Genomic DNA, 17,467 nt, shown 5'->3' on the forward strand with positions numbered 1-17,467 from the left:
CATGCACAGGAGTAGATTGAACAGTGTATCACCAAATAGAAAATTCAAGGATTGCCATTGTTCAAACGAATCGCACAACTACCCGCTCATTAGGCTGTCGGCGTTGTAATGGGAAGGGTGACAATGAAGGTCGTTCCCCGGCCGAGTTCGCTTTCGACTCGGATATCGCCTTGATGAAGCGATATGATTTGTTTCACGATGGCAAGACCCATACCACTTCCGCCATACTTTCTGCTATGGGAGCGATCGGCTTTGAAGAATCGCTCGAAGATACGTTTCTGGTCTTCGAGCGAAATCCCAATGCCTGTGTCGGATATACGGACTGTCGCGTTTTTAACATCCTGCTTGATGCTGATGTGAATCACGCTGTCATTCTCAGAAAATTTGATGCTGTTGCCGATGATGTTCGTCCAGATCTGACTTAGTAAATCATAATCGGCCTTTACTCGAACAGTCCTCAAGTCAAGTTCGAAGCGAATGTTGCGAGCCGACCATTGCGGCTGGATGGCAACGATGACCCGCCTGATCTGTTCATCAAGGCTGAACGTGTCCATCCGCAGTTGCTGTGACTGCGATTCAAGCAAACTGAGCTTAAGCAGGCTATCGCTCATCTTGGATATCCGATCTGCTTCAGCGATGATAATGTCGAGATAACGGCCTCGCTCTGAGTCAGCAAGGTCTACTTGCTTGAGCGCCATAGCATAGCCAGATATCGAGGTAAGCGGCGACTGAATCTCGTGAGACACATTCGATACAAATTCTCTTCGCATCTGCTCCAGCTGCTGCAGATCATGCGTCATGTCTTCAAAGCTTTTCGCCAAATCACCCAGCTCGCCCTTCTGCTTAATGTTCAGCTTGACGTTGAAGTCACCGCCTGCAATTCGCTTCGTCGCTTTTGTCAGCTTTTGAATCGGCTTGACTAGGAATATCGCAGCACCTAGAATCAATAGGCTTCCTGCAGCCAGTGAATAGATGGTAAAATTCCATACCCACTTTATGATAAAAGGAGCGGAAGGGAGGTCGATCGGTTCGATAAACATCGCTTTCGTACCTGTCTCCGTTGTAAATGACAATCCTAATAGAGTAACAGTAACACCTGCCCGATTAACTTGAACCACTTCTCCGCCCAGCACCTGTCTCACGAGCTCCATCGTCACGGTAGCAGGTTTGTGTCCATTAAGCGATCCATAGGAGTGAAACTGGCCTGTTTCATCGTATATCCGGATATGATAGGATTTGAGCTGACTCATTTCACTTACAAACTTGTCCGCTTCTCGCAGCGGAAGTGTCTCATATACCCGGGCAACGTCTTGCCCGAAGTACAGCAAAGGGAGCTGCACGTTCTCATTCAGTTTATCTTTATACATCCATATCGATACGAAAAAAGAAATGAGCGTGCCCCCAATAACCGAGACCAGAAATATCAGGACGACTCGTGTATATAAGGATCTGATCATTCGTCAGCCTCAAGCCGATAGCCAAGCCCTCGCACCGTCTCGATACGGAAGTCCGGCGCATTCGCGAACCGTTCGCGCAGGCGCTTAATATGAACGTCTATTGTTCGGTTGTCTCCAGCGTAATCAATTCCCCAGATCTGATCGATTAGCTGCTCACGCGTATAGACTTGTCCAGGTGTTCCAGCAAGCTTGTACAGCAACTCAAACTCCTTCAGAGGCAGTGTGATTGAATCTGCCCCTCTTGTGACCTTATAGCTCTGACGATCAAGAGTGACGCTTCCTAACTGAATCGTCTGTGTCGAGCCAATCCGGTATCGCTTCAGCAGCGCCTTCACTCGAACCGTGAGCTCCAACGGATCGAAGGGCTTCGTCAAATAATCATCCGTCCCGAGCTCAAAACCCTTCACTTTCTCCCATGTTTCGCCCTTCGCAGTGAGCATAAGCAAAGGGAGATCAGGATTTGCTTTTCTGAGCTCCTTGCATAACGTCCAGCCATCCATAATTGGCATCATAATATCGAGCACGACAAGATCAACGTGTGTTGAGGCGTAGACGTTCAGTGCTTCCTTACCGTCCGCAGCTTCGACTGTGGTGAAGCCGTCGTTGCGTAGAAATAAACAGACAAGTTCGCGAATATTCGCATCATCATCAGCAACCAGTATCGTAGGCATCTCTATCCTCTTTTCTTTGTTATACTGAATAGTCTTGTTCCATCATGCAGATAGAGAATCATATTTTCATTCTAATTCCCAATCATATATTTTCTTGTTTTAATGCATCGATAATGTTTTCCTTTTTTACTTTCGCACCGGAATAAGCAATCGCAGAGCCGACTATGACAAATACGGCGACAATGACAGACAGAATGCTCATCCAAGGAAGGGTGAACCCATAGCTAAATTTGTTTGAAAATGCGTTATAGATCAAAACCATCACCGCGAGACTAACAGGTAGTCCAAACAACAAAGACTTGATCCCATAAAAAATATTTTCATAGTTCATCATTTTCGAAAAGCCTTTTGGTGTCATGCCGACGGATTTCAGCATTGCGAATTCCCTTTTGCGAAGAGCTAAGCCCGTCGAGATGGTATTAAAAATATTCGCAATGGAAATCGCAGAAATTAATAGGATAAAACCGTAAGAAAAGACAGACATCAATACAATCTGTTGTTCTTCGCTTCTTCTGGAATGATAGACATTGTTGACATTCAGATTGATCTCATACAACTCCTCGATCTCCTGCTGCGTTCTCATCGGTTCCGTGCTTTTCAAATGGAGGTACGTTGAAGCGTTAATCAGGTCCTTATCGTCTGCCAGTAGATTCATAACCCGCTCCGACATGATCATATTCAACCCGCCTACTCCTGTCGAGTTCATCCCCATAGGAGCTTGATCCGTTAACGCGGCAATGATCACTTTATTATCTTTCGTTTTTTCGTCATTCTCTTTATAGGAATGGGTTAGCTCCATACGTTGACCGACATTCGTAAAGATGGCCTTTGTCTGGACATACTTTCCGGTATCCTTATCTTTGTAATGAATCCTATCCATCACAATTGCAGCCGGTCGATCTGGATCCGTAAGCTGTTCGTAATCTGCGCCAACAGCTTTAGCGTAGGCTTGAAGACTCGAATCGTCTAAAGCATGAATCTTAATGTCGTAAGGATACTTCCCATCTTGAAGTAAACCCTTATCCTTCTGAACCCTCTCTTGCAATTCATCGGCAATGAACGCTTCATCGACCCAAGCGTTCATATAGAACTCTTGAATTACGTTGTACGCCGTGACGTCACTCAGAGATACTATCGCTTGCATCAAATGATCGTCTATTCTCTTTCCATTGCTGTACGATACTTCAATATCATAATTGACGCCTTGCCGTGACAGTTCCAGCGATTGTGTCATGCCGGCTGTAAAGTACGATACTGTCATATACAAAACGATGCTGATAACGAGCGAAAAAACGATGGCATGGTATCTCCGTTTGTTTCTTTTTAAGTTTTTTAATCCGATTTCCGCTTCGAGGCCGAATAGTTTGCGAATGAACTTCGACGTTTTTACAGCTTTGACGGTAAGCTTAACGTCGGCAGTCTGGCGAATCGCGTCCATTGCGGATACCTTGGATGCCTTGATCGCAGGGAAATACGTCGAAATGAAAATCGTCAGCATCGACACAAGACAAGTAATTAAGATCGATAGCGGCGTGACAATAAGCTTCAGCTTTTCATTGGTCCATAATGCCCCTTGAATCATGGCATTCATGAACATAAAGGTGATGCCAATTCCTACAAGGCCACTGATGATTCCAATAGGAATAGAGATCACACCGATGACCATTCCCTCAAAAAATACCGAGTTTCGCTTCTGCCTTCTGGTCGCCCCCACACTTGAAAGCATACCTAAATGTCGTGAACGTTCCGAAACGGAAATCGCAAATGCATTGTAGATCAACGAAACGGAGCCAATAACAATGACCATCATAATGATTGCAGTCAAGGAATAAAGCGTGCTACGCAAGCCATCATTATTCGTTATACCGTAATAACGCAATAAATTATTGTTAAATGCAACAGACTCTGGATCAATTGTATTGGCCTTAGCTAAATCTCCAGCATGCGTATATAAGGTACTTTTGACTTTGTTTAAGACAACCGCTGCATTTACCTTGTCATTAGCACCAATCATACTTTCATCAAAATAAGATAGGATGGTATAACCAGGAGCCCAGGTCTGTTCCCATGCTGGACGCTTGATGACGCCTACTACCGTGTAACTTGCTGACCAGGTATTCTTTAAGATTTCCGCATTCTGATTATCCCCGTATCGCAAGGGATCATTCTGTGTAAGTGCTCGCTGTATATCCTCTTTGTCTTCTGAAAATCTCTCACCAACCTTAAGTGTGAAAGAATCACCAATCTTGTAATCCACTTTAGCACTCTTTGCAATTTCCTCCGAAATAACGATCTCATTGCTTGCTTGCGGAAATCTTCCCTGACTTAGTTCAATTGGAAACAGTTCAAAGCCTTGTGTATTATACTCCCTGATAAATAAATAGGGCTTATTGGGATTGCGTCCCCCCTCTAAAGAAGCGTAGCCTCGATCCCTTGAGATTACTACCGTTTGTGTTGCTTCATCTGCTTTAACCGCTTCAAGCTGAGCTTTGTTCACATCTTTATAAAGAACATGCCATTTTCCGTTGTCTGTGATCGACTGTCTTTGCAATACATCCATAAAAGAGATGCCAAGAGTTGCAACAGCCATTACCATCGCAACGGATATAATGACGCCAATAATAGTAACAAGCGTCCGTCTTTTGTTCTGTTTCAAATGCCTTATCGTTAGTTTATTGACAATATTCATCGGCGGATCACCTCGTCTTTGGCAATCCTCCCATCTTCAATCGAAATGATTCTATCGGCTTGCAAGGCAATTCGTTCGTCGTGCGTAATGACAATCAACGTCTGTTGATAGGTTTTATTCAGCATTTTTAATAGGTCGACAATCTCGCTGCTATTCTTGCTGTCCAAATTCCCTGTCGGTTCGTCTGCCAGCATGATCGCAGGGTTGCCGATGAGCGCTCTTCCGATCGAGACCCGTTGCTGTTGTCCACCGGATAACTGATTCGGCAGATGGTTTAGTCGATGCTGCAAATTCAACGTATTCACAAGGCCATCCAATTGCTTTTGATCTACCTTTTGTTTATCTAGCAAGAGCGGCAGCGTAATATTCTCTTCCACCGTCAGGACGGGGATTAGATTGAAAAACTGATAGATCAGGCCGATTTGTCTGCGTCTGAAGATGGCTAGCTGCGTTTCGTTCAAGGCATACATGTCCGTATCCTGAACATAAACTTTACCGCCAGTCGGCCGATCTACGCCACCCAGCATATGAAGGAGCGTTGATTTCCCCGATCCGGACGGACCAATAATTGCGACGAACTCGCCTTTTTGAACCGAGAAAGAAACATCGTCGAGTGCCTTCACTGCCGATTCGCCTTTGCCGTATATTTTAGATAGATGCTCGATTTTCAAAATTTCCATGACGTTACCTCCTTCCCTAATTGCTCAATTCCAGGTATATACCATCTCTCTAAATCCAACATCCCATAGGGTTTCATTCCCCTCTATGGTTATCGCCAACATCATCTTTCGGTGCTGCTTCAATTGCATGGTCTTACCTCCATCGTTCACCTGATGAATATCATTTTATCTGTCTAAAATGACTTTCCAGTGACGATGGAGGTGACAATTCAGTCACTTACGACGTGCGTTAAATGACGTGCTTATACAATTTAATCCGGAACTGCGTCCCCTTTTCGCTATCGCTTGTCACATCGATCACGCCATTCTGGCTGGCAACAATGCTGTGAGCCATTGCAAGCCCTATGCCGATGCTCCCTTCGCTAGCATTCTTTCCTTTGTAGAAACGTTTAAAAATATAAGGCAAATCTTCTTTCGGAATGCCTTTTCCATGGTCAGCAATGACGATTTCTGTAAATAACGCGTTTTCGGAAAATGTGATGGCGATAGTTCCGCCTTCAGGCGTATGCTCCACACCGTTTTTCAAAATATTGATGATCGCTTCAGCCGTCCAATTGAAGTCGCCAACAAAAGAGACGTCGTCATCGCCAGCGATGGACAGCGTTTGTCCCTTAATATCCATCGGAATCATAACCGGCTCTATTGCCTTATGGATAAGCTTTTTTAAAAGGATTCGATCTTTCTTGAATGGGATGGTTTTCGCGTCCATTTTCGATAGCTTTAATAAGGAAGAAACAAGCCAATCAATCCGTTCAAGCTGGATGCGAATATGATGGGTGAACTCCGTTCTTTTATCCGGAGGCAGGTCAGGGGCGCTTAACAAATCCGCCATCACTGTCATCGAGGTGAGCGGCGTTTTGAGCTGATGTGAAATGTCGGATATAGCATCCGTCAATTGAACTTTATCCCGCTGTAGAAGCGACCGGTGCTCCGATAGCATAAGCGTCACTTTGTAAATATCATTCTTCAAAATACTAAGTTCGCCCTCTTGATTATCGCGAACGTCAAGGGAATCATTACCGTTGCTGATTTCGCGCAAATAGACAGACAGCTTCGCTAGCTCGCGATATCTCCATCTCGTGAATAACAAGCTGCTGCCAATAAGCAGAATAGATAGAATGAAAACGATCGTTACCGTGTCACGCGAAATGAAAGCAGCGACGATGATCGCCGTTAAGCTGATCGAGCCCATGACAAGCAGTAATCGTTGGATTTCTCGATTGCGCAGCATTTAATCACCAACCTTATAGCCTAAGCCGCGTACCGTTTTGATCAAGGTCGGATGTGATGGATCATCCTCCAGCTTTTCCCTCAGCCTTTTGATATACACCGTTAACGTATTATCGTTCACGAATTCGCCGGCTACGTCCCAAATTTGCTCCAAGAGCTGATTCCTTGTAAGGACTTGTCCAACGTGGTTGCCGAAGATCAATAATAAGCGGTATTCCAAGGCGGTCAATGGAATTTCGGTGCCGTTCTTATGCACTTTGCCTTCCAGCGTATGGATTCGGACATGGTCGATGTCGATGATCGCTCTGGTGTGGGAAGGCTTCTGATATCTCCGCAGGACGGTCTTGATCCGGGAGAGAAGCTCACGAACCCGAAACGGTTTGGTAATGTAATCGTCGGCTCCCATGTCGAGCCCCATCACGACGTTGACCTCGTCTTCGATCACCGTTAGGAAGATGACCGGAATGTCTCGCCGCTCTTTCACCATCTTGCACAATTCATAGCCGCTTCCGTCCGGAAGCTGTAAATCAAACAAGCATAACACGAATTGATCGATGTCTTCGGCAAGCACCTTTCTGGCTGAGGTGACATCATGGCACAGAACCGTTGCATAACCATCCTGCTGCAGCGAATATTCCAGACCCGACGCGATCGTCTTGTCATCTTCGACTAATAATATTTTCATATGCTGATCATCCTTACCTTAGGGTAAATTCACGCCTCTTCTTCGTGTCGACATTATACCAAATTTATTCATCAGGTTTCACCGTACTTAAGATGCGGTTCAGCTTAAAGGGCCTAAGCCTATCCTCGAACAAGCGAAAGGAGCTGCCGCAGCAACTCCTTCATTCATTTATTAAAATATGTCCTGGTACCGAGCTCTGGGGTATTTAATCCTATCCTATATAACATTTGATGATTCCCGATAAACCTTCGTATGGAGCATCACCATTCATAGAAATTGTCCTCGATCAGCGCCTCGAATGAGTCCGCTAATAACTTGATTTCTCCGGTATCGTGATAACAGATGCAAACCTGTCCTGCCTGATTGATGATAATCGGATCACCGGACCCATCCATAGAAATAACATAACTGGCTTGTAACACCTCTGCAAAGGGAAGTCCCTTGAATTGTTCGCGGAACTCAAGTGTCAGATCGACAACCGTTTCCTTTCCGAGACTGGAACCATTACAGAATGCATGTATCGCAAGACCTGCATACGCTCCACCAAACGCCCTAATAAAATGTACATAGTCGTCATGAAATTCTACATTCAGCCGCTGCTCTGCCTTAGCGATTTCCTCTTGACTCGCTGGAATGCCTACTAATGAGCGATTATCCTCGCGATGAAGGAAATTCTTTAACCTCTCCATTAACGCAGCTTTCATAGATTGATCCCCTTCCCTGCCAATACTGATTTCGAATAACGTCGTTTGTTGGTTCATCGTCATGCTATAGATAGTCCAAACTATTAAAAATTAAAATCAGCCCCACAATACTCATCATCCATGAAATAGCCGATCCCGAATTCTTTGAAAGCTTGATTCGAAGCCTTTCCAATGGTCTTTGCATGACACGCCCTAACCATAAATGCAAGGTAAACACGATGAATGGCGGAAGTACCATCATCAAATTATAACCAGCTAAAATGGGGAGCCACTGATAAACGGCTAAATGTGAGGTAGACATAAGGCCTATCGCTGCAAAATAAGGAAAGGCTAGCCCCACTTCAATGATGGACGTCGTGAACCCAAGCGCAATCATGGATGCTTTACTTTTTGACTTCGGTCTTGGCAAATCAGATTTTTTACTCTTAGGATAGTAGAAACTGGCTATAAAAAGCAGCACTCCAACGATCATCATCATCCAACTTACAATCCGATTTTGAAGGATGGAGGAGAAAACAGCAAGCAAAACATCTAAGCCTAACATAAACGCAACACCTACTATAAAATAAAATGCTGCGACGGTGAATAAATAGATCATTAAGCGTGAACCCAACCGCTCTTTTTCCGTTAATAACAAATAAACCGTGACTCCCAAAGTTGCAGGACTAAGCATATCTAATACGGCTAATCCCCCTACAGTAAGAAGCAATTCAGCACTCACGATATTCCTCCTTGCTGGGTGGAAGATTGGTGCACGGAAGTGATGTAAATTTCATAGGCTCGCTCCATGAAATCTAGAACTTCTTTTTCTATGGGGTAAAGTCCAAGCTTCTCCGATTGACTTGGTGATTTCCTTATATCCCATAATTTATTGATAAACTCATCTTCACCTTCGAATTCATCCATTTGTTTTTCAAGCATGCGCCGGATGATGTTCTGCACTCTTAATGATGCAGGATCATCCCGCATATGTCGTTTTATCTGACCCAGCAGAGCAATCCATTCCAGAGAATCAGGATCCTCACCCCTCATTTTGGGAAGCCTTGTCCACAGCTCAAGTTCTTTGTCATTAAACATATTCTCTCTGAAGGTTTGCAATCTTGTTTTATTTTGATTCGATAATTGGATGAGTTTCTGTACGGCTAGATGGTCATCTCCACCTTCTACTGCAATACTATTTATCAATTCTCTTAGAGATAACTCTATACTCCTTAACCTTTCTTGCTCTTCAATGATATACACCAGCTGGCTTTTCAAACTAATCGGCCAATTCCATTTAGTATCTAACAGCATATCTTTAATATCTTGCAAACGGTAGCCCATTCCTTTTAAAAATTGAATCTGTTGAAGCTTTTTCATATCCTCATCCGAATATAAACGATGCCCCCCTTCTGTTTTGGAAGTGGCTGTCAATAATCCGATCTGATCATAGTACCTTAGTGTCCTAACCGTGATGTTCGTTTGTTTCGCTACTTCTTTGATATGAATCATGCACATTCACCTCCATTGATAGAGAACATTAACTTTCATGATCTTTGTCTTTATAGATACTGTGTTTGATTAAATATCCTAATCCTAGACCAACTAATACGCCTGGAAATGCTTGATCCAGCATAAGCCCAATCCCTGCTCCTATAATGACACATGCATAAATGATGATATCTCCTTGTTTCATATCGAACAGCCCCTTGGTGTAATTTCTCCTCCCCTTCCACCGGATGAGTGGACTTAACGCATGAGGAGCTTAAATCATTGGCTCCATTATACGAAATGACGTTACGTCACTTTCAAGTGTATATATTATGATTTATTTCTTTCATAACTGTTTTAAAAAATGGCTTGATGCTGACGTAACGTAACCTTATATAATCATGTTCACCATACAATGATTGAGAGGTAATAAAATGAATAAATACTGTGTTTATCTTCTATTAGTGGGTTTGCTTTTTCTGAGCGCCTGCAGCAATCATGGGGAAAAAGCCGAACTGCAAACCATTTCACTCGCCGACATCGATCTCCTCCATATTGACCATGGCAGCACAACATTAGAAGTAGAATCAGCGGATATTGAGTCACTTGAAGCTACCTTGCTTATGAAGCATAATGGACCAGGAGTCGTTATTGATGAAGGGAATCAAAAAATCAAAATTCGGCTTAAGAGTGATATCAAGCGTATATTTAATATCGGAAAAATGCCTAAGCTACTCATCCGAATTCCGAACAACTATGAGGGAATAGTCACCATTGAGGGTTCTTCCGGCAACGTAAAGATAAACAATCTGAACGCACCTCAACTCGATATTAAAGGAAGCAGCGGAAATGTATCCCTTGAGTATTTAGAAATAAACAGTGACATCAATGTTTCTGTCAAAAGTGGCAACCTACTTTTTAATCTTGAAGACAAAGACCCCAATGTACAGTGGTTTTTGCAATCTGGTAGTGGAAGACAGTCTATCGCTATTCCTTTGGATCATCGTCAACAGAGCAACAGAAAGACACAAGGACAAACGGGGGACGGCAGATTTAATGTGCAGCTCCAAACAACTTCTGGAAATATAACGATCCAATAAAAAAGGGACCAATCGAACCACATTCTGTGAATAATTAAAACACCTTCAAGAGCATGCAGCCATGTCGTAAGATATGGCAACAACCCTGAAGGTGTTTTTAATTGGGAACAAGAGTTCATTGTCCAGTAGAGTTCTTACTAGTAACAAGCATTAGATTCGAGTAACACTGGCAGCTGCTTATTCGGAATCTGTACCTCCAGTGTCTGCTACACTTTTAGGCTCGACCAGCATGATATGGCATTCCTTTTCGGCGAAAGGCTTGTGGTCGGCACCTCCCGGGACAATAAACATCTCGCCCTTGGAAATCTTGACCTGACCATCACGAAATGCAATGAACATCTCTCCTTCGATCACCATAAATACTTTATCGGCCCCCTGATGCTCATGCCACATGAAATCCCCTTCAATCTTAACCAGCTTGAATTGAAAGTTGTGAATTTCGCCAACAACTTTCGGAGACCAGAGCTCGTTGAATTGAGACAGCTTCTCACTCAAATTAATCGTTTGGTAATCCATCGTAGTCCCTCCTCATTTTCGACCTTCAGAATGCCATTTGTGTTCAATAGAATGTTTCTGGGGTTTTATGAACTAGCGCAGAGCGTTTGTTATATTCTGCAAAGCGTAATCGATCGCTAATGGGCCACCTGTAATCGCGGACGTATCCATTACATAGATATGGTCTTTCTTTACGGCATTTAGATTATTCCATACCTTACTTTGTTTAAGTTCATTCATTAAAGTTTCCTGTTTTGTAATGTCACCAATAAGGAAAACATGATCTGCTTGAACCGTTGACAGTCCTTCAAACGCAGTAAATTCATTATTAGTGCCTGTAAAGGAATCGTCTGGTGTAAGCCCTAGTCCCTTTTCCTTATCAAACGCAAGGGTGTAGACAGGATTTCCTTCACCTAGCACATTAAACGTTTTTCCATCCCAAGAAATGATAAGGGCTACTGACTCTCCCTGAATTGATTGTAGCGCTTCTCGCCCAGTCGTAATTTCGTGCATCATGTTATCAATTACTTTTTCGGCTTCATCTTCTTTGCCAATGATCTTGGCTATGGTGCGGAGTCCATATTGCCAATCTTCGTAGATATCCTTGGTATTTAACGTGATGACGGGCGCAATTTTTTCTAGTGAATCGTAATTCTTGTCATGATATTCCGTTGCCAAAATATAATCCGGCTCAATAGATAGAATGTTTTCAATACTAGGAGACACCTTATCCCCTAATTCTTCAGCTGAATCCAGCTTTCCCTTTAAGTAAGATAAAGATGACAGATACTCTTTTTCAGTAGAAGCAGCGGGCGACTCGCCTAATGCAACTAAGATTTCGGGGTAAAAATACCATAGCGAGGCTATTTTATTTGGTTTTTTCTGGATAATAATTTCTTTGCCTAGAGCATCCTTAAATGTTCTTGGCCACTCCGCTTCTACAATGGCTGCTGATGCAGTTGCACCTTTTGTCGTTGACCCTTTATGTTCAGCAGGCTTTCCATTACAACCTGCTAGCATGCCTGCTAGCAATAGTATTGCGATTAGCAGGCCCTTCATTTTTGGCATGACGAAATTCCTCCAACAATATGTTTTCTTTCGTTTGCCACTAGTATAGTAAAGTCGAATTTCGATTAGAATGGATGCCTATTGAAATTCACATGGATTATTCATGAACTGCTCTCGATATTGAGTAGGAGAAATACCAAGCTGTTTCTTGAACACTCTACTAAAATAATAGGGATCAGCAATTCCCACCGTTTGTGCAATTTGCTGTACAGGCGCATCACTTGTAAATAGCATTTCTTGCGCTATATTTATACGATATTTCAATACATATTCCGCCGGCCCCATACCTGCATGTCTTCTAAATACATAAGAAAGCCGATTTCGATTCACATTATTTTGTTCTGCAAGTGATTCTATTGATAGGCTTTGATCATAATATTCATGAATATAACTCGATACCCGTTCGAATAAAGTATGGGATTCACAGCTGTTCTGCCTATTAACTACACATAATAAAGCTTCATTCAGTACATCGCGAAACAGCATCTCGGTCTGAAATCTCGATATGCCTCCACGCTGATTATATACTTGCCAAAGACGCTTAATGAGCTCGATAAGACGAGGAGATTGTCCCGTTAATAATTCAAAATGCTGATGAGATAAGCTTGTCTCTTCAAGTTCCGAGCTGCATATCCGGTATAAGACAAGAATGTATTCCCAGTCCGTGTTGCCAAACATTTTTTGAGCTAGTTTCATTTTGGCTCCCCCATGCACCACTTTACCTGGCATAAGGATATAAGGCGTGTCATTAAATTGAAATTGCACCTTTCCGGTAAGGGGAAATACAAATCCGGGAACAGTATCTGTATAGTCAGCGTGAGGCACACCTGGATGTCTAGCATATCGGTATATTCCTTCTACTTGAAAAGGAATGCGCGCAAAATGCTCTGCTAGCTGATTCACGTCTATTTTCACGTTGCATACCTCATTTCTATAGTAGTTTGCCGATCATCTTGAAAGAGGACCAGAGGATTCTCGTCTATGTTCACATTATTGATAATAATAATCATTGTCAATACATCTAAGCAACAAAAAGACCGCTCCCGGTTAATGTTCAAACAGCCGGGAAGCGGCATCAGGTTAGAATATTTTTAAAGATAGGGGCGTGACCGCCGTTAGGGTCCTTCAGTCTAGTGCCCGAGAATCGCTCGGAGATTTCACTTCGGCATTTTAGCGGAGATAGACAAATCTTTATGCCTAGTTCCTTAATTTGCTCAAGCATATGTATGATTTCCCTATAAAAATATATATTTCGTACACTTTCTATATGCCTACTTCCCTCATTTTCAACGAAACCTTCTCAATCCTGCCATTCATATTCATCCCGTCAAACCTTGGAAGCTTCAAATCACTCACAATTGTTCCGTCACGCATAAACATAATACGCTCTGCCCGTGCGGCAACCTTGGCGTCATGAGTGACAAGAATAACTGCTGTACCGTCCGTATTGATCTCCCCTAATATGTCCATAATTTCTTGCGCAGATTTTGAATTGAGCGCACCTGTAGGCTCATCTCCGAAAATGATTGCCGGGCTGTTCATAAGCGCCCTGCATAATCCTGCACGCTGCAACTGGCCTCCCGATACCTGCGTAATATCACGTTTTTCAAGCTCAGCAATCCCTGTCCTTTTCATAAGCGCTCTTGCTTTTTCTGTTATCTTTGTAACGTTTTTTCTGTTATCCCGTATCGAAGGAAGAATAATGTTATCAAGGATATTCAAATTTTTCAGCATGGTCGGCTGTTGAAAAACAAATCCGATTTTAGTTCTGCGTATATCCGCAAGCTCATTTTCTCCGATTGTTGATAAATCCCTACCATCAAAAACAACCTTTCCGCCATTAATGCTATCTGCCCCGCTTAGTGCCAACATCAGCGTCGATTTCCCTGAGCCGGAGGGTCCCATAACCGCAACGAACTCACCCTCATTTATTTCAACGTTCACACCGTCGAGGATATTGCGCTTGTCACTGCCTTCCCCAAAAGATTTCACGATCCGATCACCGATAATTATCTTCTTCATGTGCCTACTCCTTCATATGTTCGGATATTTTGACTTGACCCGCCCCCGATGTGCCGATTATGGTTGCGATAAGCACTGAGCCTATTAGCATCAGCGGACAAAGCACATACGCCGAAAGTGGATTAACCGCAAACTTAAACGTCGAAGCGCCAAAGGAGGAGATGACTTTGCCCGCAAGCATTTCTCCAAGCGTGTTTGCCAGAAGCGTGCCGAGTACAATACCGATAATGAGAACGAATATCGAGCGTGAAATATATTGCGCATTAATATCCGCATTTCTAAAACCGAATGCCTTCAAAACAGCTATTGAATATCTGTCCTTAGCAACAAGCATTTTCATGAACAATAAACTAACTAATACCGATATGATCAGCGCAACAGCAATAGCGGCATAGGAAGCCTTTTTGACAGAGTCTATTGTCGAGCCGAACGTCTGCGAAATAAATTGCTCAATGTCTGAAACCTTTGCAAAAGCAAATCTGTCCGCATACTCAGCCGTTTTTTCGTCAACAAGCGCTTTATTCGCAAGCTCCGCGCAAATAACGAACCACAGCATATTTGCCGAGTTGTCGTTAAAAACAGCTTTTGCGGTTTTGCCGCCGTTCGTGATGTCGGAATAAATACCGCTTACCGAGAAATCTTTTTCCTCCCCGTCGATTAAAAGAGTAAGGTTCTCACCGGTCGTTTTGCCCAGCTCATCTGCGTTCAACGTTGACAGCGCGATTTCATTTTCTGCAGCGGGTGCTCTGCCATGTGAATAGGCTATAGGGAACACTGAATGATCGCCAAGCTCAACTTTAATACTTTTTTGCGTGGCATTCTCCGCCTTTACTCTGAACGTTTTTGTTGTAAGTACAGCATACTTTGAAATGGAACTGTCGCTTTTCATACGCTGTATGATTTCAGCGGCTTTTTCGGGCATACGATCAGTCTGCTGAAGATCAATGCGCATATCATAGCTTCCAATCCCCATATATTCGATAAAGTTTTTTGAGGAAATCGTGGTATACAGGTTTTGCGGAACAATCATAATGAATGATGAAAGTATTAATACCAACATCATAGTAGCGTAAAGCTTTTTCCTAGCGAGAACATCTTTTATTCCCAGAAAAACATTCGTATTAAGCAGCCTATTCCCACTTAAACGCAAATACTTTGCTCCCGCTGTTTTCTCCGGTGAAACGCCAAAGCGTATAGCTTCAGCAGCGGATATTTTGCTAAACCGCCTAAGCACTCCACTTACGTAGGCAATGATGGCAACAAATATTAGCAATACACCGAGCATTCCGAAAAGTGACGTAAAAGAAGAATGGTCTCTTTCCCCCATATAAAGCCGAATATTTTCGAGAAGCATACCTTTCATAAGAAATGAAAGTAAAAAGCCTGCTATACTGCCTGCCGCCGCAATCACGGCGTATTTCACGATATACATCTTTTTAATGTCAGAAACACGCAGCCCTATTGCCTTCATTACGCCAATTTCACGATAATCGTCTTCAATTTTCGCAAGGAGCGTGAAACGTATGCACATAAAAGCGATCGCAACGACCAGCACGCTTACCAGCAAAATGACCCCAATCATCATTCCGTCAGAAATAGCGTTAAGCATTTTGAACAGCGGAAAGGTTATCGTTGGTCCGTTCGCTTCAAGTCCTGCAGCGGTATAGGCTGCTTCGAATGCCCCTAACGCAGATAAATCCTTTAATCTGAATTCGATCAAATACTCAGTGCTTCCTAGGCTTTTCATTTCTGCATAATCATTTGCACTAACAAGAAACCGCTTGGAGGAGGACAGCATAGAATTCATTTGCGAATCGCGCAGAAATCCCGCAATTGTCAATTCCTTGCCACCTATTACGGCCTTGTCGCCGAGCTTAGCATCGTTCATATAATGAACGGGCACATAGAGCTCGCCGTCGGATACGCTTATGACGCTTCCATCAAGATTAAGAAGAAAGTCGAACTTTTCACTTTGGACGCTGAATCCATTATCTTGAACATTATCTGCCAGCGAGCTATCGCCTAATTTGATCTGCGCGCCATCAATATTGAGAAACTCCAAGACTTGAAATTTATCGACAGAACTGTTCTTTTGGGCAAATTCCGTCAACCTTGACGTATCTATTTCCCCAGTATGCATCTGCAAAAAATGCGGAGTTTCCGCCCGCTTCATAAGCGTATCTATCGCGCCTGATAGATTCACAGTAAGAATCGCCGCAAGTGAAACAAGCATAGCTGCAGCAGCAACAAATATCATGGTGGTCAACGTGATCAGCTTGCTTTTAGAAAAATCATTGCGGATTATTCTGTAATACATAAGTCACCCCTGTTCAAGCCTCTTCATCCTCTACTCCAAACATCTTCAAGGTTTCCATTAGACTGCCGCTTTCAGCGCCAAGCAGCCTTTCTACATTGCTTATAAAAGCAACCATTCGTGAAAAGCGTTCCTCGTTCGTCATCGTAATCATGTCATCATCAAAAACAGTAGCCGCATAGATCACAACCATTTCCATGCATTCATACGGGAACGGGGTATTAAACATTCCTTGCTCAATGCCTTCAAGGATGATTCCCGTCAATATCGGCGGAACGCCATTAATAATGACCTTTTGTATTTTTTGATGCATCAGTGCGTTTTGCGGCTTATGAATGTGATCCATAATCTCCTCGCTGCTTCCGCCGCTAATGTTCAGCGCCATAACAACACGGATAATCCGCTCGACTATGGGGATGCTCTTATCAGAAGCCACTTCCTGGGCTGCGCATAAAAGACGGACATTATACCGCTCTATGAGCGAATCTAGAATTTCCTCCTTCGATTTGAAGTGATAATATAACGTTCCCCGCGCAATTCCGACCTTCTCAAGAATATCGTTTGTGCTTGTGCCGTCAAAGCCTTTCTGAGCGAAAAGCTCGTCCGCCACATCAAGTATCTCGTTCCTGCGTTCATCTGCTTCTTTTACGACTCTCATTTTTGCATCTCCTATCGTATAGACCGACTATCGGTCGATTAGATGGTAACATAGTTATTAGCGAATGATCAAGTAAATTTAAAGTAAAACATGAATCCGCCAGTACAATTGCTAAATTAAGCGGACAGATTCATCGATGCGATGGCAGCAACGGCATTGTCCGATGAAAATTGCGGATCTATTCCCCCCACGAAAATCCCTTATTTTCAGATCGGACCATTATA

The 17,467-nt window shown here is 43.2% G+C and carries 17 protein-coding genes; 1 reads left to right on the forward strand and 16 read right to left on the reverse strand.

What is annotated here, in order from left to right; translation table 11 throughout:
• Positions 1-89: 89 nt before the first annotated feature.
• From I2H74_RS10935 to I2H74_RS10980, 10 genes are all read right to left on the reverse strand, one after another.
• Positions 90-1,457, reverse strand: coding sequence for a sensor histidine kinase (locus I2H74_RS10935; RefSeq protein WP_195573969.1), 1,368 nt, complete (start codon positions 1,455-1,457; stop codon positions 90-92).
• The gene (locus I2H74_RS10940; RefSeq protein WP_195573970.1) at positions 1,454-2,128 is read right to left on the reverse strand and encodes a response regulator transcription factor; all 675 of its coding nucleotides are present in this window, start codon (positions 2,126-2,128) and stop codon (positions 1,454-1,456) included. Before I2H74_RS10940 ends, I2H74_RS10935 begins: the two co-directional genes overlap by 4 nt.
• An 82-nt stretch (positions 2,129-2,210) precedes the next feature.
• Positions 2,211-4,817, reverse strand: a complete 2,607-nt coding sequence (locus I2H74_RS10945; protein ID WP_195573971.1) for an ABC transporter permease — start codon at positions 4,815-4,817, stop codon at positions 2,211-2,213.
• Positions 4,814-5,497 (reverse strand): ABC transporter ATP-binding protein, encoded by a 684-nt coding sequence (locus tag I2H74_RS10950; RefSeq protein ID WP_195573972.1) that lies wholly within the window; start codon positions 5,495-5,497, stop codon positions 4,814-4,816. Before I2H74_RS10950 ends, I2H74_RS10945 begins: the two co-directional genes overlap by 4 nt.
• Positions 5,498-5,726: 229 nt before the next feature.
• The gene (locus I2H74_RS10955; protein WP_195573973.1) at positions 5,727-6,728 is read right to left on the reverse strand and encodes a sensor histidine kinase; all 1,002 of its coding nucleotides are present in this window, start codon (positions 6,726-6,728) and stop codon (positions 5,727-5,729) included.
• Positions 6,729-7,412, reverse strand: a complete 684-nt coding sequence (locus tag I2H74_RS10960; protein WP_195573974.1) for a response regulator transcription factor — start codon at positions 7,410-7,412, stop codon at positions 6,729-6,731.
• 260 nt (positions 7,413-7,672) lie between these two features.
• Positions 7,673-8,116, reverse strand: coding sequence for an SMI1/KNR4 family protein (locus I2H74_RS10965; RefSeq protein ID WP_195573975.1), 444 nt, complete (start codon positions 8,114-8,116; stop codon positions 7,673-7,675).
• 64 nt (positions 8,117-8,180) lie between these two features.
• Positions 8,181-8,840, reverse strand: coding sequence for a GAP family protein (locus tag I2H74_RS10970; RefSeq protein ID WP_420707442.1), 660 nt, complete (start codon positions 8,838-8,840; stop codon positions 8,181-8,183).
• On the reverse strand, positions 8,834-9,607 hold the full coding sequence (locus I2H74_RS10975) for a MerR family transcriptional regulator (RefSeq protein ID WP_195573977.1): 774 nt from the start codon (positions 9,605-9,607) through the stop codon (positions 8,834-8,836). Before I2H74_RS10975 ends, I2H74_RS10970 begins: the two co-directional genes overlap by 7 nt.
• A 28-nt stretch (positions 9,608-9,635) precedes the next feature.
• Positions 9,636-9,791, reverse strand: coding sequence for a hypothetical protein (locus I2H74_RS10980; protein WP_195573978.1), 156 nt, complete (start codon positions 9,789-9,791; stop codon positions 9,636-9,638).
• A gap of 229 nt (positions 9,792-10,020) precedes the next feature.
• Here I2H74_RS10980 and I2H74_RS10985 point away from each other — a divergent pair, with 229 nt between their 5' ends.
• Positions 10,021-10,686, forward strand: a complete 666-nt coding sequence (locus I2H74_RS10985) for a DUF4097 family beta strand repeat-containing protein (protein WP_195573979.1) — start codon at positions 10,021-10,023, stop codon at positions 10,684-10,686.
• 177 nt (positions 10,687-10,863) lie between these two features.
• Here the strand turns inward: I2H74_RS10985 and I2H74_RS10990 are convergent, their stop codons facing one another.
• The 6 genes from I2H74_RS10990 to I2H74_RS11015 form a co-directional block, all read right to left on the reverse strand.
• Positions 10,864-11,202: a cupin domain-containing protein gene (locus I2H74_RS10990; protein ID WP_195573980.1), complete on the reverse strand. Its 339-nt coding sequence runs from the start codon at positions 11,200-11,202 to the stop codon at positions 10,864-10,866.
• A gap of 72 nt (positions 11,203-11,274) precedes the next feature.
• Entirely contained in the window at positions 11,275-12,249 is a 975-nt protein-coding gene (locus tag I2H74_RS10995; RefSeq protein ID WP_195573981.1) for an ABC transporter substrate-binding protein, read from the reverse strand.
• A gap of 78 nt (positions 12,250-12,327) precedes the next feature.
• Positions 12,328-13,164, reverse strand: a complete 837-nt coding sequence (locus tag I2H74_RS11000; protein ID WP_195573982.1) for a helix-turn-helix domain-containing protein — start codon at positions 13,162-13,164, stop codon at positions 12,328-12,330.
• Between the two features lie 348 nt (positions 13,165-13,512).
• On the reverse strand, positions 13,513-14,271 hold the full coding sequence (locus I2H74_RS11005; RefSeq protein WP_195573983.1) for an ABC transporter ATP-binding protein: 759 nt from the start codon (positions 14,269-14,271) through the stop codon (positions 13,513-13,515).
• A gap of 4 nt (positions 14,272-14,275) precedes the next feature.
• Positions 14,276-16,588, reverse strand: coding sequence for an ABC transporter permease (locus I2H74_RS11010; RefSeq protein ID WP_195573984.1), 2,313 nt, complete (start codon positions 16,586-16,588; stop codon positions 14,276-14,278).
• 13 nt (positions 16,589-16,601) lie between these two features.
• A complete protein-coding gene (locus I2H74_RS11015) occupies positions 16,602-17,243 on the reverse strand; it encodes a TetR/AcrR family transcriptional regulator (RefSeq protein WP_195573985.1) in 642 nt (213 codons plus the stop codon).
• Positions 17,244-17,467: the final 224 nt, after the last annotated feature.

The organism is Paenibacillus sp. 1001270B_150601_E10 (genome assembly GCF_015558675.1).
GTDB lineage: Bacteria > Bacillota > Bacilli > Paenibacillales > Paenibacillaceae > Paenibacillus_B.

Bases quoted from the DNA above. Each gene is read 5' to 3' on its own strand.
- I2H74_RS10935 (WP_195573969.1), bottom strand. From the start codon at position 1,457: ATGATCAGATCCTTATATACACGAGTCGTCCTGATATTTCTGGTCTCG.
- I2H74_RS10940 (WP_195573970.1), bottom strand. From the start codon at position 2,128: ATGCCTACGATACTGGTTGCTGATGATGATGCGAATATTCGCGAACTT.
- I2H74_RS10945 (WP_195573971.1), bottom strand. From the start codon at position 4,817: ATGAATATTGTCAATAAACTAACGATAAGGCATTTGAAACAGAACAAA.
- I2H74_RS10950 (WP_195573972.1), bottom strand. From the start codon at position 5,497: ATGGAAATTTTGAAAATCGAGCATCTATCTAAAATATACGGCAAAGGC.
- I2H74_RS10955 (WP_195573973.1), bottom strand. From the start codon at position 6,728: ATGCTGCGCAATCGAGAAATCCAACGATTACTGCTTGTCATGGGCTCG.
- I2H74_RS10960 (WP_195573974.1), bottom strand. From the start codon at position 7,412: ATGAAAATATTATTAGTCGAAGATGACAAGACGATCGCGTCGGGTCTG.
- I2H74_RS10965 (WP_195573975.1), bottom strand. From the start codon at position 8,116: ATGAAAGCTGCGTTAATGGAGAGGTTAAAGAATTTCCTTCATCGCGAG.
- I2H74_RS10975 (WP_195573977.1), bottom strand. From the start codon at position 9,607: ATGATTCATATCAAAGAAGTAGCGAAACAAACGAACATCACGGTTAGG.
- I2H74_RS10980 (WP_195573978.1), bottom strand. From the start codon at position 9,791: ATGAAACAAGGAGATATCATCATTTATGCATGTGTCATTATAGGAGCA.
- I2H74_RS10985 (WP_195573979.1), top strand. From the start codon at position 10,021: ATGAATAAATACTGTGTTTATCTTCTATTAGTGGGTTTGCTTTTTCTG.
- I2H74_RS10990 (WP_195573980.1), bottom strand. From the start codon at position 11,202: ATGGATTACCAAACGATTAATTTGAGTGAGAAGCTGTCTCAATTCAAC.
- I2H74_RS10995 (WP_195573981.1), bottom strand. From the start codon at position 12,249: ATGCCAAAAATGAAGGGCCTGCTAATCGCAATACTATTGCTAGCAGGC.
- I2H74_RS11005 (WP_195573983.1), bottom strand. From the start codon at position 14,271: ATGAAGAAGATAATTATCGGTGATCGGATCGTGAAATCTTTTGGGGAA.
- I2H74_RS11010 (WP_195573984.1), bottom strand. From the start codon at position 16,588: ATGTATTACAGAATAATCCGCAATGATTTTTCTAAAAGCAAGCTGATC.
- I2H74_RS11015 (WP_195573985.1), bottom strand. From the start codon at position 17,243: ATGAGAGTCGTAAAAGAAGCAGATGAACGCAGGAACGAGATACTTGAT.